The sequence below is a fragment of the Polynucleobacter bastaniensis genome (assembly GCF_018882205.1).
In the GTDB taxonomy this organism is placed as follows: Bacteria; Pseudomonadota; Gammaproteobacteria; order Burkholderiales; family Burkholderiaceae; genus Polynucleobacter; species Polynucleobacter bastaniensis.
In genome coordinates this window covers 17,522-35,959 of sequence record NZ_JACVOU010000005.1, presented here as the reverse complement: position 1 = coordinate 35,959, position 18,438 = coordinate 17,522, and the positions used below count along the sequence as shown (strand labels likewise).

At 43.4% G+C, this 18,438-nt stretch carries 20 protein-coding genes; 11 read left to right on the top strand and 9 right to left on the bottom strand.

The annotated features are described in order from the left end of the window. Positions 1-23 precede the first annotated feature (23 nt). From pstB to phoR, 4 genes are all read left to right on the top strand, one after another. On the top strand, positions 24-815 hold the full coding sequence (gene pstB / locus ICN22_RS09525; protein ID WP_216170964.1) for a phosphate ABC transporter ATP-binding protein PstB: 792 nt from the start codon (positions 24-26) through the stop codon (positions 813-815). Positions 816-827: 12 nt separating this feature from the next. Continuing rightward, on the top strand, positions 828-1,535 hold the full coding sequence (phoU, locus tag ICN22_RS09520; protein WP_216170547.1) for a phosphate signaling complex protein PhoU: 708 nt from the start codon (positions 828-830) through the stop codon (positions 1,533-1,535). A gap of 21 nt (positions 1,536-1,556) precedes the next feature. Beyond that, positions 1,557-2,270 carry a phosphate regulon transcriptional regulator PhoB gene (phoB, locus tag ICN22_RS09515; protein ID WP_216170545.1) on the top strand — a complete coding sequence of 238 codons (714 nt, stop codon included), beginning with the start codon at positions 1,557-1,559 and terminating at the stop codon, positions 2,268-2,270. Between the two features lie 112 nt (positions 2,271-2,382). Continuing rightward, on the top strand, positions 2,383-3,630 hold the full coding sequence (gene phoR / locus ICN22_RS09510; RefSeq protein ID WP_255533925.1) for a phosphate regulon sensor histidine kinase PhoR: 1,248 nt from the start codon (positions 2,383-2,385) through the stop codon (positions 3,628-3,630). Between the two features lie 15 nt (positions 3,631-3,645). Here the strand turns inward: phoR and ICN22_RS09505 are convergent, their stop codons facing one another. The 3 genes from ICN22_RS09505 to ICN22_RS09495 form a co-directional block, all read right to left on the bottom strand. Then, the gene (locus ICN22_RS09505) at positions 3,646-3,870 is read right to left on the bottom strand and encodes a hypothetical protein (protein WP_216170541.1); all 225 of its coding nucleotides are present in this window, start codon (positions 3,868-3,870) and stop codon (positions 3,646-3,648) included. 182 nt (positions 3,871-4,052) lie between these two features. Next, positions 4,053-5,063, bottom strand: coding sequence for a CorA family divalent cation transporter (locus ICN22_RS09500; RefSeq protein ID WP_255533924.1), 1,011 nt, complete (start codon positions 5,061-5,063; stop codon positions 4,053-4,055). A 207-nt stretch (positions 5,064-5,270) separates the two neighbouring features. Then, positions 5,271-6,101 (bottom strand): hypothetical protein, encoded by an 831-nt coding sequence (locus tag ICN22_RS09495; RefSeq protein WP_216170539.1) that lies wholly within the window; start codon positions 6,099-6,101, stop codon positions 5,271-5,273. A gap of 349 nt (positions 6,102-6,450) precedes the next feature. Between ICN22_RS09495 and ICN22_RS09490 the strand changes: the two genes are divergently transcribed. The 3 genes from ICN22_RS09490 to ICN22_RS09480 all read left to right on the top strand — a co-directional run bounded on the left by ICN22_RS09490 (position 6,451) and on the right by ICN22_RS09480 (position 10,004). Next, a complete protein-coding gene (locus ICN22_RS09490) occupies positions 6,451-6,948 on the top strand; it encodes an arsenate reductase ArsC (RefSeq protein WP_216170537.1) in 498 nt (165 codons plus the stop codon). A gap of 131 nt (positions 6,949-7,079) precedes the next feature. Further along, the gene (locus ICN22_RS09485; RefSeq protein WP_216170535.1) at positions 7,080-8,825 is read left to right on the top strand and encodes an alkaline phosphatase; all 1,746 of its coding nucleotides are present in this window, start codon (positions 7,080-7,082) and stop codon (positions 8,823-8,825) included. A gap of 162 nt (positions 8,826-8,987) precedes the next feature. Next, positions 8,988-10,004: an alpha/beta fold hydrolase gene (locus ICN22_RS09480; protein WP_216170533.1), complete on the top strand. Its 1,017-nt coding sequence runs from the start codon at positions 8,988-8,990 to the stop codon at positions 10,002-10,004. A 7-nt stretch (positions 10,005-10,011) separates the two neighbouring features. Here ICN22_RS09480 and ICN22_RS09475 read toward each other — a convergent pair whose 3' ends face one another. Continuing rightward, positions 10,012-10,980, bottom strand: coding sequence for a hypothetical protein (locus tag ICN22_RS09475; RefSeq protein WP_216170531.1), 969 nt, complete (start codon positions 10,978-10,980; stop codon positions 10,012-10,014). A gap of 27 nt (positions 10,981-11,007) precedes the next feature. Further along, a complete protein-coding gene (locus tag ICN22_RS09470) occupies positions 11,008-11,427 on the bottom strand; it encodes a hypothetical protein (protein WP_216170529.1) in 420 nt (139 codons plus the stop codon). A gap of 111 nt (positions 11,428-11,538) precedes the next feature. On the opposite strand from ICN22_RS09470, the gene ICN22_RS11170 reads away from it, so the two are divergent. Together ICN22_RS11170 and ppx are read left to right on the top strand one after the other, a co-directional pair. Further along, positions 11,539-11,751 (top strand): GDCCVxC domain-containing (seleno)protein, encoded by a 213-nt coding sequence (locus tag ICN22_RS11170; RefSeq protein ID WP_304610405.1) that lies wholly within the window; start codon positions 11,539-11,541, stop codon positions 11,749-11,751. Between the two features lie 125 nt (positions 11,752-11,876). After that, positions 11,877-13,388 (top strand): exopolyphosphatase, encoded by a 1,512-nt coding sequence (gene ppx / locus ICN22_RS09465; protein WP_216170958.1) that lies wholly within the window; start codon positions 11,877-11,879, stop codon positions 13,386-13,388. 3 nt (positions 13,389-13,391) lie between these two features. On the opposite strand, the gene ICN22_RS09460 is transcribed toward ppx, so the two are convergent. From ICN22_RS09460 to ICN22_RS09445, 4 genes are read right to left on the bottom strand one after another with little or no spacing between them, the layout of a single operon-like run. Further along, the gene (locus tag ICN22_RS09460) at positions 13,392-14,327 is read right to left on the bottom strand and encodes a GNAT family N-acetyltransferase (protein WP_255533923.1); all 936 of its coding nucleotides are present in this window, start codon (positions 14,325-14,327) and stop codon (positions 13,392-13,394) included. Positions 14,328-14,347: 20 nt separating this feature from the next. Continuing rightward, positions 14,348-14,749, bottom strand: coding sequence for a diacylglycerol kinase (locus ICN22_RS09455; protein WP_216170527.1), 402 nt, complete (start codon positions 14,747-14,749; stop codon positions 14,348-14,350). A gap of 9 nt (positions 14,750-14,758) precedes the next feature. After that, entirely contained in the window at positions 14,759-15,787 is a 1,029-nt protein-coding gene (locus ICN22_RS09450) for a glycosyltransferase family 4 protein (protein ID WP_215306682.1), read from the bottom strand. Beyond that, the gene (locus ICN22_RS09445) at positions 15,784-16,593 is read right to left on the bottom strand and encodes a UDP-2,3-diacylglucosamine diphosphatase (RefSeq protein WP_216170525.1); all 810 of its coding nucleotides are present in this window, start codon (positions 16,591-16,593) and stop codon (positions 15,784-15,786) included. Before ICN22_RS09445 ends, ICN22_RS09450 begins: the two co-directional genes overlap by 4 nt. 84 nt (positions 16,594-16,677) lie before the next feature. Here ICN22_RS09445 and ICN22_RS09440 point away from each other — a divergent pair, with 84 nt between their 5' ends. Further along, the gene (locus ICN22_RS09440; protein WP_216170523.1) at positions 16,678-17,466 is read left to right on the top strand and encodes a lysophospholipid acyltransferase family protein; all 789 of its coding nucleotides are present in this window, start codon (positions 16,678-16,680) and stop codon (positions 17,464-17,466) included. A gap of 65 nt (positions 17,467-17,531) precedes the next feature. Next, positions 17,532-18,437: a polyphosphate kinase 2 gene (ppk2, locus tag ICN22_RS09435; protein ID WP_216170521.1), complete on the top strand. Its 906-nt coding sequence runs from the start codon at positions 17,532-17,534 to the stop codon at positions 18,435-18,437. Position 18,438: the final 1 nt, after the last annotated feature.

Here is an 18,438-nt window from a genome sequence, read left to right as displayed (position 1 = left end):
AGATCGATGGTCAAGGAGCAGTAATGAACGAAACGACAAGCCAAAACGCACCAGCTGCGGTTAAGAATGCAATCGAAGTGCGTAACCTAAACTTTTTCTACGGATCCTTTCAGGGTTTGCAAAATATTAACTTGGACATTGAAGAGGGTAAAGTTACCGCCTTTATTGGTCCTTCCGGTTGCGGCAAATCTACTTTGCTCAGAACCTTGAATCGTATGTATAGCCTTTATCCAGGCCAACGTGCCGAGGGTGAGATTAACTTCTATGGCCAGAATATCTTGACTCCTGATCAAGATGTGAATCTACTGCGCTCAAGAATCGGTATGGTTTTTCAAAAGCCAACGCCATTCCCAATGTCTATTTATGAAAACATTGCTTTCGGTGTACGTCTTTATGAAAAACTTTCCCGCTCCGAAATGGATGAGCGTGTAGAGTGGGCCTTAAATAAAGCTGCTTTGTGGAATGAAGCAAAAGACAAGTTAAACCAAAGCGGTTTATCACTTTCCGGTGGTCAACAGCAGCGTTTGTGTATTGCCCGTGGTGTGGCTGTTAAGCCTTCGGTTATGTTGCTTGATGAGCCAACCTCTGCCTTGGATCCAATCTCTACCGGTAAGATTGAAGAGCTGATTAATGAGCTCAAGCATGAATACACCATTGCGATTGTTACTCATAATATGCAACAAGCCGCTCGCGTATCAGATTACACTGCATATATGTATCTTGGCAGTTTGATTGAGTACGGTAAGACTGATGAAATCTTCATCAAGCCTAAGCGTAAAGAAACAGAAGATTACATTACTGGCCGTTTCGGTTAATTGGAGATGCACATGCCTGATAAACACCTTTCGTCACAGTTTGACGCAGATTTAAATTCACTTTCTAGCCGTTTATTAGAAATGGGTGGACTCGTTGAGTCTCAGATTTCAACGGCAATGCGCGCTTTCACGCAAATGGATATTGATACCTGTGACGTGGTTATCCAGAACGAAAAGCTCGTGAATGATCTCGAGATTCAGATTGACTTAGCTTGCACTGAACTTATTGCTCGTCGTCAGCCTACTGCGCGAGATCTTCGTCTCGTCATGGCTGTATCGAAAGCAATCACCAATTTAGAACGTGCTGGCGATGAAGCTGAGCGCGTTGCTAAAAGAACCAAGCGCTTAATTGAGTCGGGAGCTATTCACAACATTAACGTTGCTGAAATTCGTTTATCTGGACAAATGGCAATCTCTCTCTTGCGCCGTAGTTTGGATGCTTTTGCAAGGTTAGATACCGTTGCTGCTGCAGAAGTGGTGGAGGAAGATCGCCAAATTGATGAAGAGTTCAGGGGCTTTGTTCGCAAGCTGATTTCCTACATGATGGAAGATCCACATACGATTTCAACAGGTTTGGATATGTTGACTATTGCTAAGGCAATTGAGCGTATTGGTGACCATTCAAAAAACATTGCTGAATTCGTTATTTACATTGCCAAAGGCTCTGATGTTCGCCATATCCCTCACGAGGATTTAGTCCGCGAGGCAAATAAACCGTAACTCATCTAAGCGGAACCCCAGATGACTCACCGAATATTAGTTGTTGAGGATGAGCCTTCGATTGCTGAACTCATTGCAATCAACCTGACTCATGCTGGCTATGAAGTGGAGAGGGCTCTTCAGACTGATCTCGCTATGAATATGATGCGAGATCAGCTGCCCTCTCTTTTGATCTTAGACTGGATGCTCCCTGGTAAATCAGGTGTTCAATTTGCTAAAGAGCTAAGATCAAATGAGCGTACTCGCTCTTTACCTATCTTGATGTTGACAGCCAAGAGCGATGAGTCCGATAAGGTCCTCGGCTTAGACTCTGGTGCCGATGATTACGTTACTAAGCCTTTTTCGCCTAAAGAGTTGGTCGCACGCGTAAAGGCACTTTTACGTCGCCAAACCCCATTAGAAGATGCTGGACCCTTAGCTGTGGGCCCATTGAGAATGGATCCCCTATCTCATCGTGTGACGGCTGTTTGGCCCAATATGGAGCCTCAATCTATTCCCTTGGGTCCCACCGAATATCGATTATTACAGTTTTTGATGAGTAATCCTGAAAGGGTTCACTCTCGGGCAAATTTGCTCGATAAGGTTTGGGGGAATGAGGTCTATATCGAGGAGCGGACGGTCGATGTTCATATCAAGAGGTTAAGGGCAGCTCTATCTCCTTCGGACTCTGATCGCTTCATAGAGACGGTTCGTGGAAGCGGTTATCGAATTACCAAGATGCCGACCCAGACCTAATTAGAATCATGCCCTAACTGGGTTTTTGGATCCAATAGAGCGGATGCTCTAAGATTGTCGAATGTTATCCGTTATTTCTCGCTTTATTGTGCTGATTTGCCTGGCTTTTCTTATGGCGTACATAGCTTCCTCAAATTTAGGCCCCTTTTCGGGGATTGCAGCTGCTATATCTGTGCTCGCAGTGCCCTTGATTTATTCCTACATTAACTTAGCGCGTTTAAGAAAATTTACCTTATCCGACTCAGTCGAATCCATGCCTTTGCCAAGTGGGTATTGGGAAGAGATCTTTTTTCGCCTTCAGCGCTTAGTCCGCAATCTCAAACAGCAAATATTATCTATTGAGCAGCAGCACAATCGTTTCATTGAGGCTTTTCAGGCTTCTCCTAATGGCATTGTGATGCTGGATAGTGAAGATCATATTGAGTGGTGCAATGCCATTGCTGAGCGTTTCTTTGGCTTGAGTTTCAAGCGTGATGCGCTTCAAAAGATTAATTTTTTGATTCGACGCCCAGAATTTATTCAGTATTTATACAAGAGGGCCTTTGAGGATCCATTGTTGATGGAGAGAATGGGGTCAAACTCTAATCTGAGTTTGATGTTACAAATTTTCCCATTCGGTGATCAACGACATCTCTTGCTTGTGCAGGACGTAACTGATCTTCAGAAGGCTGATGCAATGCGACGTGATTTCGTAGCAAACGTTTCGCATGAAATGAGAACGCCAATTACTGTTTTGATGGGTTTTTTAGAGACCATGCAGTCGCTCGACTTGGATAGATCCCAGCAAAGTCAATATTTTGAAATGATGATGTCTCAGGCTCAGCGAATGAAGAGTTTGGTGGAAGACTTATTGACTTTGGCTAATCTAGAGGCAAACACCTTGCCTGCCCCAACACAAGAAATCAGTATCACTACTCTGATGGCACTGTTAAAGAATGATGCAGAGGCACTTTCTCAAGGCCATCATATCCTGAGCTTTGAGATCTCGAATCCAAATAACTTGATGGGAGAGGAGCGGGAGATTCTTTCTGCCTTTGGCAATCTAGTCTCCAATGCTATTCGTTACACACCAGATACCGCCTCGATTAAGGTGCAATGGAGTGTAAATGAACGTGGTGAAGGCGAGTTTTCAGTCGTTGACACGGGGCCGGGTATTGCATCAGAGCATCTATCTAGATTGACTGAGCGCTTCTATCGCGTGGATAGAAGTCGATCTAGGGATACTGGAGGCACTGGTTTGGGCTTGGCAATTGTGAAGCATATTGCAAACCGCCATCAAGCCCAACTCATCATTACTAGTATGCCCGGACAGGGCAGCACTTTTACTCTTCGATTTTCTAAGGAGCGTATTTCAGCTTAAGGGCACTAATATTGCTTAGTCCTTTTTATCTTTCTTGTCCTTCTTATCTTTCTTTTCTTTTTTCTTCTTAGATTCTTTCGGCAATTTATCTAACTTACCGTTGGCATACAGGCACCACACCTTTATTTCCTCAAGTAGCTCAGTTAAGTCTTCATAAGTCAGATTTTTAAAGTCTTGTAGGCCAATCGCGCCAGACTCTTGTAGCTGTTTTACAGCATCTTCATATTTATATTGGCTCATGGATATCCGGGTAAAAGTAATAAGAACGGACAAATGCTAGCAAAGTAATATGACAAAACTGCTTTTTTCGCATCCGGAAGGGCATTTAATCTGGATCGGAGGCAATTTTGCTTGGTAATTCCCGTCCCCACTGGGTTGCTAGCTCCCAAAGCTAGCTTTTTAAGTAATCTAGCGCTTCAGCATTAAATGATTTTTCTGATTTTAAGGGCGATATATACAGCAGCCCCAGCGCTAGCCATCAATGCCATCACGATATAAAAGGATTCTTTGAGGCCTGGGAGATCCTCCATATTCATGCCCATAATGCCGGTTAAGAGCGTCATAGGTAAGAAAATGACGGTCATCACAGACAAGACTTGCAGGTTTCTTGCATTGAATTCGGCAACGTGAGCAGCTTGTTCATCCTGCAATACTTTGGCGCGATCATATAGATTGGAAATTTCCTGCACCAGGAAGGAGAGCAATTCTAAGTCCTCATTGAGGCGGAACTTATCGTCCTCAGAGAACCAGTAAGGAAGGCGTTTTTGTAGGCGATGTAAGGCAATGAGTTCCGGTGAGAATTGACGTCTCAGACGGCTACATTGAATTCGAATCCTGCCCAAAAATTCATGCTCAGGCAGCTCTTTACCTTTTAGGAGTAGCTCCTCTAAGTCATCCATGGTTTCGGATAGATTAATGAGGAGGCTACGCAAATACTCTGCACGTAAATCAATCAGCTCATGGAAGAGTTCAATTGCAGAGTGGGGGTTGAGTAATCCGGAGCGTAAATCAGATCGCAAACGATCAGTTGTTCTTAGTGGGATATTTCGTAAGGAGATCATGAGCCGTGGGGTAAGAATGGCCCAAAGGGTGCCTAAGTCACCGTTACTAAGGTCATCCCCAAACTCTTGTTCAAAATCATTCATCACCATCAATAGGCAATCATCTAGCTTTTCAATTCTCTCTAAGCGACTACGCGTTACGCCCTCATCGATCATCTCCACAACCCGATCTGGGATAAGGGGAGTATTTTTAAGCCAGCGCTGTACTTGAGAGTTGGATAGATTGAGATGCAACCAAACTGATAAATCTGAATTATTTAATGCATCTGCAATATCAAATAATGGGATTTCATAATTCTTTCCATCAGTTGTCATTGCCCAAGCAAAAACAACGCCATTAATAGGGAAGGGAAGTGTGGGAATTAAAGTCAAAATAAATTACCTAAAGTAGCTAAAAATATATTTGTTCATTGTAAGTATTTGACATCAAGCTGCAATACTCAAGCGATAGGATAAGAAAAGTATGCTAATCAATTCTATGGAGGTTTATATGAAACGATTTTTTATTAAAGCATTGATTATTTGGCACGACATCAGAGTGGCTTATCGCAACCGGAATATGCAACACCGTTTGGGTAGTTAAAAGCGCCAAGTAAATCCGATCTCTGAGCGTGAGGCATTGATGCCTGAGTTGTTCAGAATGATCCCCATGTTGGCAGCACTTTTCATGTAAGAGATGCCAATATCAACGCTATCACTTGCAGAGATGATGGCTGCAATTAAGGCGTAGTTTCTGAGATATTGTTCTGTGCTCGGTGGATTGGTTGTTAGGCCCAAGTCCAGTGCCAGTCTAACTGTATTTGTTACCTTCCAAACAGGCGCCATAGAGAAGAACCAGATATTGGTTCTATTTTCTACCGTACCAGCACCTAGCTTGTAATTAGTGTTGTAGAGAGATTTGCTATACATTCCATTGAAGTGCATTTCCACCACATCCCAATATCGCGAAGCAATCAGATTTACACCATAATTTGGTAACGCGAGACCTAATCCAGCAAGTTGCTGCTGTGGGGATCCAGGCAGCGTGATACTCGGTTTAACTGCTAAACCCCACTGATCATCCTCGGCAAAGCGCCATTTCATGGCGATTACCTTGTTAGATAGGGGCGAAAAGCTGCCCCTTGGGGATGCAAAGTAGGTAGTGCCAAAAGATATTTCGACATCATCTGTAACGCCACGGGTGTATGTAAAAGGGAAGGCCTTAGCACCTTGGCCACCGAAATATTCTTCACCGGGAGTAATCACATCTGCAGGATTAACTGATCCGCCGCCATGTGAGGCAGTTGTAAAAAAATACTGCTCTATTTGATTTAAACCCTTAACCACTGTACCAGCATCGTCCGTATTCAGTGGTTCAAATGCTTTGCATGCCAGCGGGATCAGCATTAGGAGGAGGGCAATCGATCGCATTTAAGCTAAATGCCTAAAGCTATTACTTTAATTGCAGAATATTACAAATCAATGTCAAAAGAAGCTCTGATTTTTTGGGAAATGAATTCTGAAATTGCAATGAATCTGAAATATTTTCTTCTTAATATCAACAACTATTGCTTAAGAGGGAATATTATGAACACAAATAGCGATCTCAATCTATCAACTCTATTTCGGCCCAATTTACGGGTGCATACGGAAGATGTTAGCAATATTAAGCAGGAATTTTTGAGTAATAAATATGAAAAGAGTGAACACCATGCCAGTGTATTTCTCCTTGATCAAAAGTACACTTTAAATCTCGACGAACTTGTTTAGCCATTGAGCCATGGATAATCATTACAACATCCTCTTTCTTTGCAATGAAAACTCTGCGCGGTCAATTATTGCGGAGGCGCTGACCACGACATTGAGTCATGGTCGCTTTACTGGATATTCTGCTGGCGCGAAGCCAAGTGGTTTGGTTCACGAGATTGCCTTAGAGATGGCTAAATCCATGGGATACCCCATTCAGCTTCTGAGAAGTAAGAGTTGGGATGAGTTTAGTCGCGAGGGCGCTCCCAAAATGGATTTCATTATTACCTTGTGTGACACAGCTTTAGCTGAGGAGTGCCCGATTTGGCCGGGACATCCCTCAACAGCCCACTGGGGATTTCCCAATCCAGCCGATTCTAAAATTGGCGATGATGAAAAAATATCCCAGGTATTTAAGCAGGTTGAGATGGGTTTGCGTAACCGAATTGAGTTGCTGATTGACTTGCCGTTTGAAACCCTCAATAAGCTACAAATTCAAGATAAACTTCATAGCATTCATTACAGTAGCTAGCTCAAGCCACTCTCCGCATGGTCTGCATTACAAGTATTCGAATGACCGATAATCCCATGATGTCATGAAAATGACATCAAAAGTGGCGATCATAATTCAACAACTCTCACTATAAGAATTTACCTATTCCTATGAGCAAAATTGCCTATCCAATTTTATTTATTTCCCTTCTTCTCCAGGCAGTTTGGGTTGAGGCAGCAGCTATTTACCCCATCAACAAGGCTTCGATTCTTGTTGGCTCGTCATTTGATATCAAAGTTGAATTTGATCAAGAGTACAAATTAGAGGATTTGGATATTCAACTCAATAATGCGCCTATCAAGGCGCAGATCAAGTCACAGCCAATCTATATCGCAAATGAATCAGGTAAAGGAAGTTCCCTGATTTATCGAGACGTTCAGCTAGCAAAGCCTGGTCAGTATTCTTTGATTGCTAAGGGGGGTCAGGAAAGTATCCAAGTCACTTGGGACATCTATGCCAGCGGCCCTCGAAAAGTAAAAAATATCATTCTTTTTGTGGGTGATGGTATGACTATCGCCAACAGAACATCTGCACGTGTTTTATCTAAGGGGATAACCGAAGGTAAATACCAGGGTAAGTTGTCATTTGATGACATGCCTAATATGGCGCTAATCGGCACATCAGGCTCTGACTCACTCATTACCGATTCTGCAAACTCAATGAACGCTTATACAACAGGTCATAAGACTGCAGTGAACGCTATGGGGGTTTATGTTTCAAGGGCGGCAGACAACCTATCCCACCCGAAAGTGGAAACTATTTCTGAATTAATTAAGCGCAAAACTAAAATGTCCGTTGGCATTGTCTCGGATGCCGAGCTACAGGATGCAACTCCTGGTGCTATGGTGGCTCACACCAGAAGACGCGCTGATAAACCGTACATTGCCGATCAACTATTTGCTAGTGGGGCGGAGGTCATTTTAGGTGGAGGCTCCGCTTACTTTTACCCGCAGTCTACTAAAGGGTCAAAGCGTAAGGATGATAAAAATCTGGTATCCCAATTTAACTCTTCGGGGTATTCAATCGCCTTAAATAAACAAGAGTTATTGGCAGCAGGTAATGCTAAAGAAACTAGAAAGCTATTTGGAGTATTTCATCCAGATAATATGGATGGTTCATTAGACCGGCTTTTCTTAAAGAAAAATACAGTGGCGCAATATCCTGATCAGCCTGATTTAACGGAGATGACGCAAGCAGCGATCAATGTCTTATCCAAAAACCCTAATGGTTTTTTCTTGATGGTTGAAGCTGCCTTAATTGATAAGTTTAATCATCCGCTGGATTGGGAGCGAGCTGCTTTTGACACCATCATGCTGAGTAATGCCGTACAAATTGCAAAAGATTTTGCGAAGAAAAATCCAGACACTCTCATTATTGTTACCCCTGACCATACCCATAGTGGCTCAATCAGTGGTGTTGTGAATGATGCTAAACCAGGACCCCTAAGGGAAAAGGTTGGGGTATATGCAGATGCTGGCTACCCGAACTATCCTAAAGCGGATGTGGCAGGTTATCCAAATCAGATTGATGTGAGCAAACGTTTGGCCTTCTTTTATGGGAACTATCCCGATCACTATGAAACGCTTCATCCAAAACTAGACGGCACATTTAAGCCAGCAGTGAAAGATGAGTCTGGCAAGTATGTTGCTAACCCTAAATATATTCAGCTACAAGAAGATGCTATTCACATGACTGGTAACTTGCCTTCGCATCAAGAGATGGGTGTTCACACAGCTGATGATGCAGTGCTCAATGCTATGGGGCCCGGATCAGAAAAGTTCCGTGGATTTATGGATAACACAGAGGTATTCAAGGTAATGGTTGAAACTCTTGGGCTAGGTTATACCAAGCGTTAGTAAGTCAAATGAACGATATCTAAGATTAGTTACTTTTAATGGAACTCAGAACTCAGTCTACCTACTTTTGCACTTTATTGATTCATTACTATTGTTCGATGCCTTTATAGTTCACAATGAATGCTGACAAGTAATCTCTTGTTATGAATGGACTTGGCCTGAATGAAAAGAAAGTTATACGATTCGCTGGTAGATTTAAGGCTTACAGTTTCTAAGGTCCTTGGGTTCACTCAAGAGATAAAACACATCACCCCAGTCACCACAGCAGAGAAGTTTGGGTTTGTACCTGATCTTTTCCATGCACCCTCAGAAGTACTTGAGTTAGATACTGAAGAAGAGCTCACTCGGCCTGAGGTGCTTACAAAGCCAAAGATAGACCTTACTCTGCCAGAAACTCGGTATTTTGATGTCGCAGATGAAGGAGGTAACAGAAAGCTTGCCTATAGCATCTCCGGGAATATCGATGCAGAAAAAGTATTACTTTGTTTGCCTGGCCTCTTGGAGACCAAAGATTCCTTTAGTGCATTGCATACCCATTTTTTAAGATTTGAAGATTGCAAAGTAGTTAGCGTTGATTTTCCTGGGAGAGGGGATTCTGAGTCCATTGCTTTGTTTCAAAACTACACTATGTCTCTTTACTTATCAGACATTCAAAGCCTAATAAAGATGCTTTTGAGTAACCATTCATCGAGCACTCAATTCACCATCTTGGGCACCAGCATGGGTGGTGTGCTAGCTATGTACTTAACGAAAGCACTGGGAAAAAGAATATCCGAAATCATTTTGAATGATATTGCCTTAACTGTGAATTGGACCGCACTCTATTCTTTATATAAATCAATGAAAAATGAAGTAGGTTTTAAGGAAGTCAAACAATTGGCAAAAGATCTGAGGGTGGATGAGAGGGCATTTACAGATGTTCAGTTACCAGGCCACTTCGATTTAAGTTACAAAGCCGATGTATGGGGAATGAACTTTCATGAGGCAATGGAGGGCTACAAAGGAAAAGTGGCGCTTATTTATGGAGCCGACTCAAAGATATGTACGCGCCAGAGAGTAATCTCTGCAAAGGCTGCAATACCCGGATTAATCACATTCGTGGTCGAGAATGCAGGGCACCCAGTTCCATTTACGCCTCAAGTTTGTGAGTTTATCCAATTACAGATGAAACTGAAATAAGATTTTGCTAGTTATTTTTTTTGAGAATAATTGGTTTGAAGCTAAAGGGCTGTTCTTGCGCAGGATTAACCTGAACTTCAACGGCTTGAACTTGTTCAGCTCCCATCACCTGAAGTCGTAATACATTTTCTAGTACTCTTTTTTGATTCTTACGATAGAGGGGCTGGTCAATGATGAGTCGATGACTATCACCATGAATCAATAACACTGGTTTATTAAAAATCTCCGATCTAGATATGAGGCTTTCTAATGTATCGCGATAGCCACTATCGGTGCTTGTCAGTTGGCTAGGCTGGTAAAACATATCAGCTTGATAGGCAAATATGATACCGCTCAAATTTCTTTGGGTAGCCAAATTAAATGCCCGATCAATCCATGCCAGATTAGCTTGATTTCTACCTTGATATTCTTTGATTGCTGACTCTGTACCCTCGTTATTGTTATTGGAACCGGGTATATGAATGCTGACAAACAAAAAATTATTTTTAACCCAGTAAGCGTTTTCCACATACTTGGAATACTTAGGGTCTAGATCAGATTGCCTTTGAAGACGTAGGGTATTTTTACCTAGGCTTTGATTAGTGCTAAAAAATACCGACCTAAGAGCTTCTAGTCTTTCCAATGGATCGTACGCACCAGCTAAAGGTCGGTGGCAGTCAGTCCATTCGTTATCTCCTGGGCTGTAGACCAAGGGTGCATTAAAGCTTGAAAAATAGGATTTGATAATTTGGTTATGCTCATCACTACAGAGTGATGAGCCAGATTTTGTATCCCCAATAAATATACTGAAACTGGGTTTTAGTCCGTTTATTTCTGTAATTAAGGTTTCAAAGCGTTGAAAATCTTTGGGTGGTGAGTAGGGCATATCACCCAGAGCTATGAACTTAAATGTCTGGCCGATGGCAACCGTTGAAAAGCTTGCTATGGTGATAGTGAGAAAAAATACGCTTAAGCGTATTGTTTTGAAAGATTTCATTTGTTTAGAAATTATCCGCTTGCTTGTTTATTTATATTGCTGAGGTTCATCGCTGATCTCTTTAATTTCTAGCTCACCGAAGATATAGGTATTCTCTCCTAATTCTTTCCACCCCAGATCTTGAAAGACATGTGCGTATTCCCCGGAAAACTTTTTTGATTTTCCATAGAAAATATCCGTAAGCTCATCTTGCTCATCTTCATCAATGGTCTCAGAAAAGTAGATTACCTTCTCCCCATCATAAGTCTTGCTGATTTCTGCCCCAGGAATGTCGGCAATACAAATTCCTACTTGAGCTTGATAGTGACTGATGAACTTTGGCTTGGTAGGGGTGGTGATGGAGCCAAGCTTCCAAACCGTTCCACATTTAATTTCTTTATTCTGTTTTTGAAAGATATATCTTTGGACTAGAGAGCCCATTTCAAGAGGGATAATTTGATACAGCATCTCATATCTCCTGTAGTGAATCTAAACCCTAATCATGCTCCTTAAGTGTGACGGTTCGGTGAAGATTGGTCGATCCGAATAAATGTCTTCATTCTGTAATAGTTCCAGTTCATGATCGTCACTGTGAATTCAGTACACACAACTATTACTTGCCCCAACTGCCGTGCACAAGAAACCCTAGAGATCTCGCAAGGCTATTCTCAGCATTTATATCGCTGCCCTAGCTGCAGCACCATTTTGAAGCCTAGATCAGGAGACTGCTGTATTTTCTGCAGTTTTGGAAGTCAGGATTGCTTTAGCCCAGAGCAAAATTTAGCTACTTAAGCTACTTCCCAGTAGACTAGGGTCTTGTTTCACGAATGTGTCATTAGAGTTTCATAAGATAGACACATTCAAGAAAACCTGCTTCTATTGGAAATGTTGTGGCCTTACATCAAAATAAATCTGTAATGAATGCAACTGAGCTAGTCGCTGCAGTTGACCTTGGCTCTAATAGCTTTCGTATGCTGGTAGCCCAAGTTGTCAAGACGCCTTCAGGTACACAGCTGCGTCCGATTGATACGCTGCGTGAGTCTGTCCGCCTGGCTGCTGGCTTAACTGACAATAAATTATTGGGCAATGACGCTTATCAGCGAGGAATTGCGGCAATTCGGCGTTTTGGTGAGCGTATTCGGGGCTTTGATCCTGCCAATGTGCGTGCTGTTGCCACCAACACCTTACGAGTGGCCAAGAATGCACCTCACTTTATCCAAGAAGCCGAGGGAGCCTTAGGTTTCCCCATTGAAGTGATCGCAGGCGTAGAAGAGGCGCGCCTAATCTATATCGGTGCTGCGCATGAAGTGCCCGCAGTGCAGGGTAATCGCTTGGTGGTAGATATTGGTGGAGGCTCTACTGAGTTGATCATTGGCAAAGGTTACGAGCCCAAGTTGATGGAAAGCCTCTATATCGGATGTGTTTCTCATAGCCTCAGATTTTTTCCAAAGGGCAATGTCGATTCTCATGCCTTCAAAGAGGCAGAGCTGGCGGCTAGAAGAGAAATTCAGGTCATTTCTGGGGCGTATCTGAATGCCGGCTGGAAACAAGTGATCGGCTCTTCAGGAACCGCACGCGCCTTAGCAGAACTCATTGCGGAGAATAACTTCAATGGCCAGAAAGATGGTACCGATGGGTTGATTACTCGCGATGGCTTAAGAGCCATGAAAAAGCACCTGCTTAAATATGAGCATATCAACCAGGTCGAGTTACCAGGCCTCAAGGACGACAGGCGCTCAGTTTGGCCCGGTGGCCTTGCCATCATGATTGCTGTATTTGATGAGCTTGGTATTGAGTCTATGGAGGTCACTGATGCCGCTTTGAGAATCGGTGTCCTTTATGACCTATTGGGCCGCTCTCAGCATGAGGATATGCGCTTTGTAACAGTTGAGCAATTTATGCAGCGTTACGCTGTAGATCGAGAACAAGCTAAGCGTGTTGGCAATCTAGCTGCTGAGTTTTTAGCGCAGTTACCTAGACCTGAGGAAGAGAGTAGGGCGGATAACATCGCTTTATTGCAATGGGCCGCTAATCTTCATGAAATCGGCTTATCAATTTCACATAACGGATATCATAAACATTCTGCATACATTGCTGGTAATGCTGATATGCCGGGTTTCTCAAAGAACGATCAAGCTAGACTAGCCGCCTTATTGATTGGCCACACCGGTAAGTTAGGGAAGTTAGCCAACAATGTCTCTTTCTCTGATTGGCGTATGTTATTTTGCATGCGGCTTGCGCAAGTACTTTGCCGTGGGCGCAGTGATGTCAACTTACCCAAAGTAAAGGTCTCTGAGCACAATGGGGACTATTTGGTTAGTCTCTCCAAAGACTGGGCTAGAGAACATCCCTTAACGGAATTTAGCCTTCAAAAAGAAGCGGCCGAATGGGAACGCATCGGCCGACCTTACAGCATTAGCTTAAAGTAATTCTTACTGCCCGAAGAAGTGTTTAGCGTAGCGAGGATTGATTTCCGATAGGCGCAACATAGTCAATACATCAGCTGTGTTGAAATCTGGATCCCAGGCTGGTGCGCTACAAATCTTAGCGCCCAACTTCAAATAACCTTTGATCAAGGGTGGGGGCTCTACATCTAAGCCGCCATTAAGTCGCTCCAGTGGCAAGGGTAAGCGAGGAAAAGCATGATTCTCAACTGGCGCCATCTGATCATTGCTTAACGAGTTGTACAGGCTGGCTGCAAAATGACCGCCATCAGCCATAGGTATGCTGGCACAACCAAGCATGATTTCATAATCGTGTTTTAGCATGTATTGCGCTAAGCCGCTCCACAAAGCCATGATGACTGCGCCAGAACGAAAGTCTTCGTGTACGCAAGATCTACCGAGCTCAACTAGTTTAGGGCGCAAGTGATCCAAGCGGCTTAAATCAAACTCAGAATCTGAGTAGAGGCGTCCTATTTCTAAAGCTTTGTGCGGAGGGAGAACGCGATAGGTGCCAACAACTCTTAATGATTCCTGATCACGTATCAGTAAATGGTCGCAGTAGGCATCGAATTCATCAATATCGAGGTTCTCTGGATTGCTTGGAAGATTAGCCCCCATTTCTTCTGCAAACACCTTGTAGCGTAGGCGCTGAGCCTCTTTAATCTCACTCGTATTACTAGCCCAAGTAATTTGAAATGCAGGGCGCTTTGGCTTGGTTAATGTCTTCTCAGCTACAGGCTCTATAGAACTCAGCTCAGCTCTAGCTTTAGTAGCAAATTTCTTACCAAATAATTTCTTCGTAATTTTTTTAGAAAAGAGTTTTTTAAATGCCTCAGTTTTACTCTTTTTAGTCTTTTTTGGCTTTACTTCAAAGCGAGAATTAAAAAGATCAAATGCAGCAAGGGGATTTGGAATATCAGACATAGTGTTCCTTAAGTATTAAACTAATTGATGACCAGAGGTATGCAAATCGTTACCCACAATAGAACGGAAATCAGTAAGGCGAGCATGACTGCAGCTGAGCCAAAATCTTTTGCTCTTTTCGATAGATCATGATGATCAAATGAAATACGATCGATAGCCGCCTCGACACTGGAATTGAGTAGCTCGACCACTAAAACCATGATGAGCGATGCAATCAGGGCACATTTCTCAAGAGGATTAACTGGTAAGAAAAGGGCAATTGGGCTCAGCACTATCAGCAGGAACAGTTCTTGTCTAAAAGCACTTTCCTCTTGAAATGCATAGACTATGCCGCACCAAGAATTCTTAGCTGCATGCCACGCGCGCGTGAGCCCCCGATTGCCTTTATGGGGGTTTTGCTTAATGTTATAGGGCGCTGTCAAAATAAATTCTTAAGCGAGGGCAGTGGTATGAACTGCTGTGGAGGGTACGGGCTTTAGATGGTTGGCAAACTGCTCCGAAGCTGCTCTCCAAGAAAACTTCTCAGCATGAGAGCGAGCTAATTCACGAGGAATCTTCAAAGCTTGCATACAAGCTATTTGAAGATCTTCGTGCATTGCGCCAGCAGCAGAGTTACCTAAAACATCAATTGGACCTGTCACTGGATAGGCTGCAACTGGAGTGCCACAAGCCATAGCCTCTAGTATGACTAGCCCAAAAGTATCGGTTTTGCTTGGGAAGACAAAAACATCGGCGGCAGCGTATACCTTGGCCAACTCTTCTTGTTGTAATACGCCTAGGTAATTGATGTTGGGGTATTTTTCTTTAATGCTGGCCATTGCAGGACCATCACCAACAACCCATTTGGAGCCTGGTAGATCTATTTCTAGGAAGGCATTGATATTTTTCTCTACTGCAACGCGACCAACATATAAAAAGATCGGGTGAGCGCTATTGAGAGATTTAGATTCTTGCATTTTGAAGATGTCTAAATCCACACCCCGTGACCACAATACGACATTTTTAAGTCCAAACTTCTCAAGATCATCTTTAACAACAATGGTTGGCGCCATTACTGCCATCGAAGGGCCATGAAACCAACGAATAAAAGCATAAGTAATGCTCAGGGGAATTCCGGTACGGGCTTTGACATATTCAGGAAAGCGGGTGTGATAGGCCGTAGAGAATGGCAAATTATTCTTTACGGCATAAGAGCGAGCTGATAAGCCTAAAGGACCCTCAGTAGCAATATGCATTGCATCTGGTGCAAATTCTTTAATGCGGCGAGCCACTTCCTTGCCGGGAAATAAGGACAGGGCAATATCTGGGTAGGTGGGGCAGGGGATGGACTTAAAGCCAGTCGGGGTAATCATCTCAACTTCATGACCCATGCCAATAAGTTCAGCTCTAGTTTGTTTGAGTGTTCTCACAACACCATTAACTTGTGGATCCCATGCATCAGTAATGATCATAATTTTCATACGGTAACCTCTTTAATCAGTGTTGATAGCTCGGGTTGGTGAGTAATTTCAGGTGCCTCTACTAGATCACCGTGTATATGTGTCCAGTAGATAATTTTGAGTTCACCAGTTGTGGTTTCTACAAGGGCTGATAAGCTTTCGACCCAGTCACCATCGTTGCAATACAGCAGACCATCGATTTCACGAATTTCTGCTTTATGGATATGGCCGCAGACGACGCCATCACAATTTCTTAGACGGGCTTCTCTGGCCATGATGTGCTCAAAGTCTGCGATATAGCTGACAGCATTTTTTACTTGATGCTTGAGATATTGGGAGAGAGACCAGTACTGCAGTCCCATCCTGACACGCAACATATTAAAATAGCGATTGATGTACAAAATAAAGGTATACAGAGAGTCGCCGACATAGGCGAGCCATTTGGCGTATTGCATGACACCATCAAATAAATCGCCATGGGTTACCCACAGCTTACGTCCATCTAAGGTTGTATGTATGACCTCTTCTTGAACCTTGATATCACCAAAGGACATGCCAAAGTATTGTCGAGCCGCTTCGTCATGGTTGCCAGGAATGTAAATGACTTCAGAACCCTTACGGGCTTTGCGTAGTAGTTTTTGAACGACATCATTGTGGGTCTGTGGCCAGTAAAACGACTGTTTTAAGCGCCAGCCATCGATAATATCGCCTACTAGGTAAATCTGATCGGCTTCATTGTGCTTTAAGAAATCGAGGAGGTAATTTACCTGACACCCTGATGTTCCGAGGTGTATATCTGAAATCCAAATCGCTCTGTAATGCGTCATGAGTACGTATTAAGCCGATTCATTATGAAGGCATCATGACACTTTTGCGACAGTTTGATGACTTGATTTATATTACGGTTAAACATGAAGTATTTCCAATCAAGCCCCGCACCAAAACCCACCTCAACCCCGAGTATTTGGCTTCGCTATTGGATTTGGATGCAAATCCTGTTGCATGTCAATTGCGGAGTATGCACGCTATCTTTCCTTTTCCCCTTCCTCAATCGAGATCAGAAGGACCGCCACATACAACAATGGTCTAAGAGATTATTAAAAATCTTTCATATCCAGTTACGAGTGATAGGTGCCGAGAAATTGCACTCTAGCCCCCATTTGCTGGCATCAAATCACATCTCATGGTTGGATATTCATGTGATTAATGCATTTAGACCGGTCCGTTTTGTTGCTAAATCGGAGGTGCGAGGATGGCCTGTATTTGGATGGATGGCACAGCAGCTGGGCACCGTCTTTATTCGTAGAGATAGTGCGCGCCATGCGAGGCAGGTAGTAGACCAGATGGCCCAAGCCCTCAAAGTAGAGTCGGTCTGTATCTTTCCTGAGGGTACATCTACCTCTGGGGAATCAGTATTGCCGTTTAAGCCCAATTTATTTGAATCCGCCATCTTGGCTCATGCACCAGTCTTGCCGATAGCTATTACTTACCGGTCGAGATCAACGGGTCTGAGGAGCGATGCCGCTGCCTTTATTGGCGATATGGGTCTGCTGGAATCGATGTCTAATGTCATTTCTAGCCGCCAGGATATAGAGGTGCATTTAAACCTAATAGAGCCGTATTTAACGAGTAATTCAAGTAATCCGGATCGCAAGGAACTTGCTCTCTATTGCCAGGAAGCAATTACTAAAACCTTATAAACAGCATATGTAATAAAAGTGTCATATCCTAGGGGTACAACGACTTATCAGTATCGGAAAGAGTTATGACATCAAAGCATAAAGAAATAGATGATTGGTACAAGAGTGCTCGAGAAGACATTCTTGATAGCATGGATGAAGAGCTCGAAATGGAGCTCGATGATGATCGCTTATCACCTGATAGCGGAAGCGCCTCTGTCATACCTCGAAATGTCTACTTTAAGGAATTGTTTCGCCTGCAGGGTGAGTTGGTCAAACTCCAAGATTGGGTAGTAGAAAACAAACTCAAGGTCGCTGTTTTATTTGAAGGTCGTGATTCTGCAGGTAAGGGTGGCGCGATCAAACGAATTACGCAACGTCTTAACCCCCGCGTTTGCAAAGTCGTCGCATTGACTGCACCTAGCGAGCGTGAAAAAACCCAATGGTACTTTCAGCGCTACGTATCAAACTTGCCTGCTGGTGGTGAGATCGTCTTGTTTGATCGAAGCTGGTACAACCGTGCTGGTGTTGAAAAAGTTATGGGATTTTGTACTGATGTCGAGTACGAGGAGTTCTTACGTACAGTCCCTGAGTTTGAGCGCATGATTATCCGTTCTGGAATCATTTTGATTAAATACTGGTTCTCTATCTCAGACGATGAACAATATAGCCGTTTCATGGTACGGATTCATGATCCATTAAAGCAATGGAAACTGAGTCCAATGGACTTAGATGCTCGCCGTCGTTGGGAGGACTATACCAAGGCAAAAGAGACCATGCTAGAGCGCACGAATATTCCTGAGGCGCCTTGGTGGGTTGTGGCTGCAAACGACAAGAAAAAAGCCCGTCTTAATTGTATTTCGCATCTGCTGACTCAAATTCCCTACAAGGAAATTGAGCATCCTGAGATTACTCTGCCAGAACGGGTTCACAACCCTGACTATCTCCGTGGACCGGTGCCAAAAGATATGTACGTTCCCGAGATCTATTGAC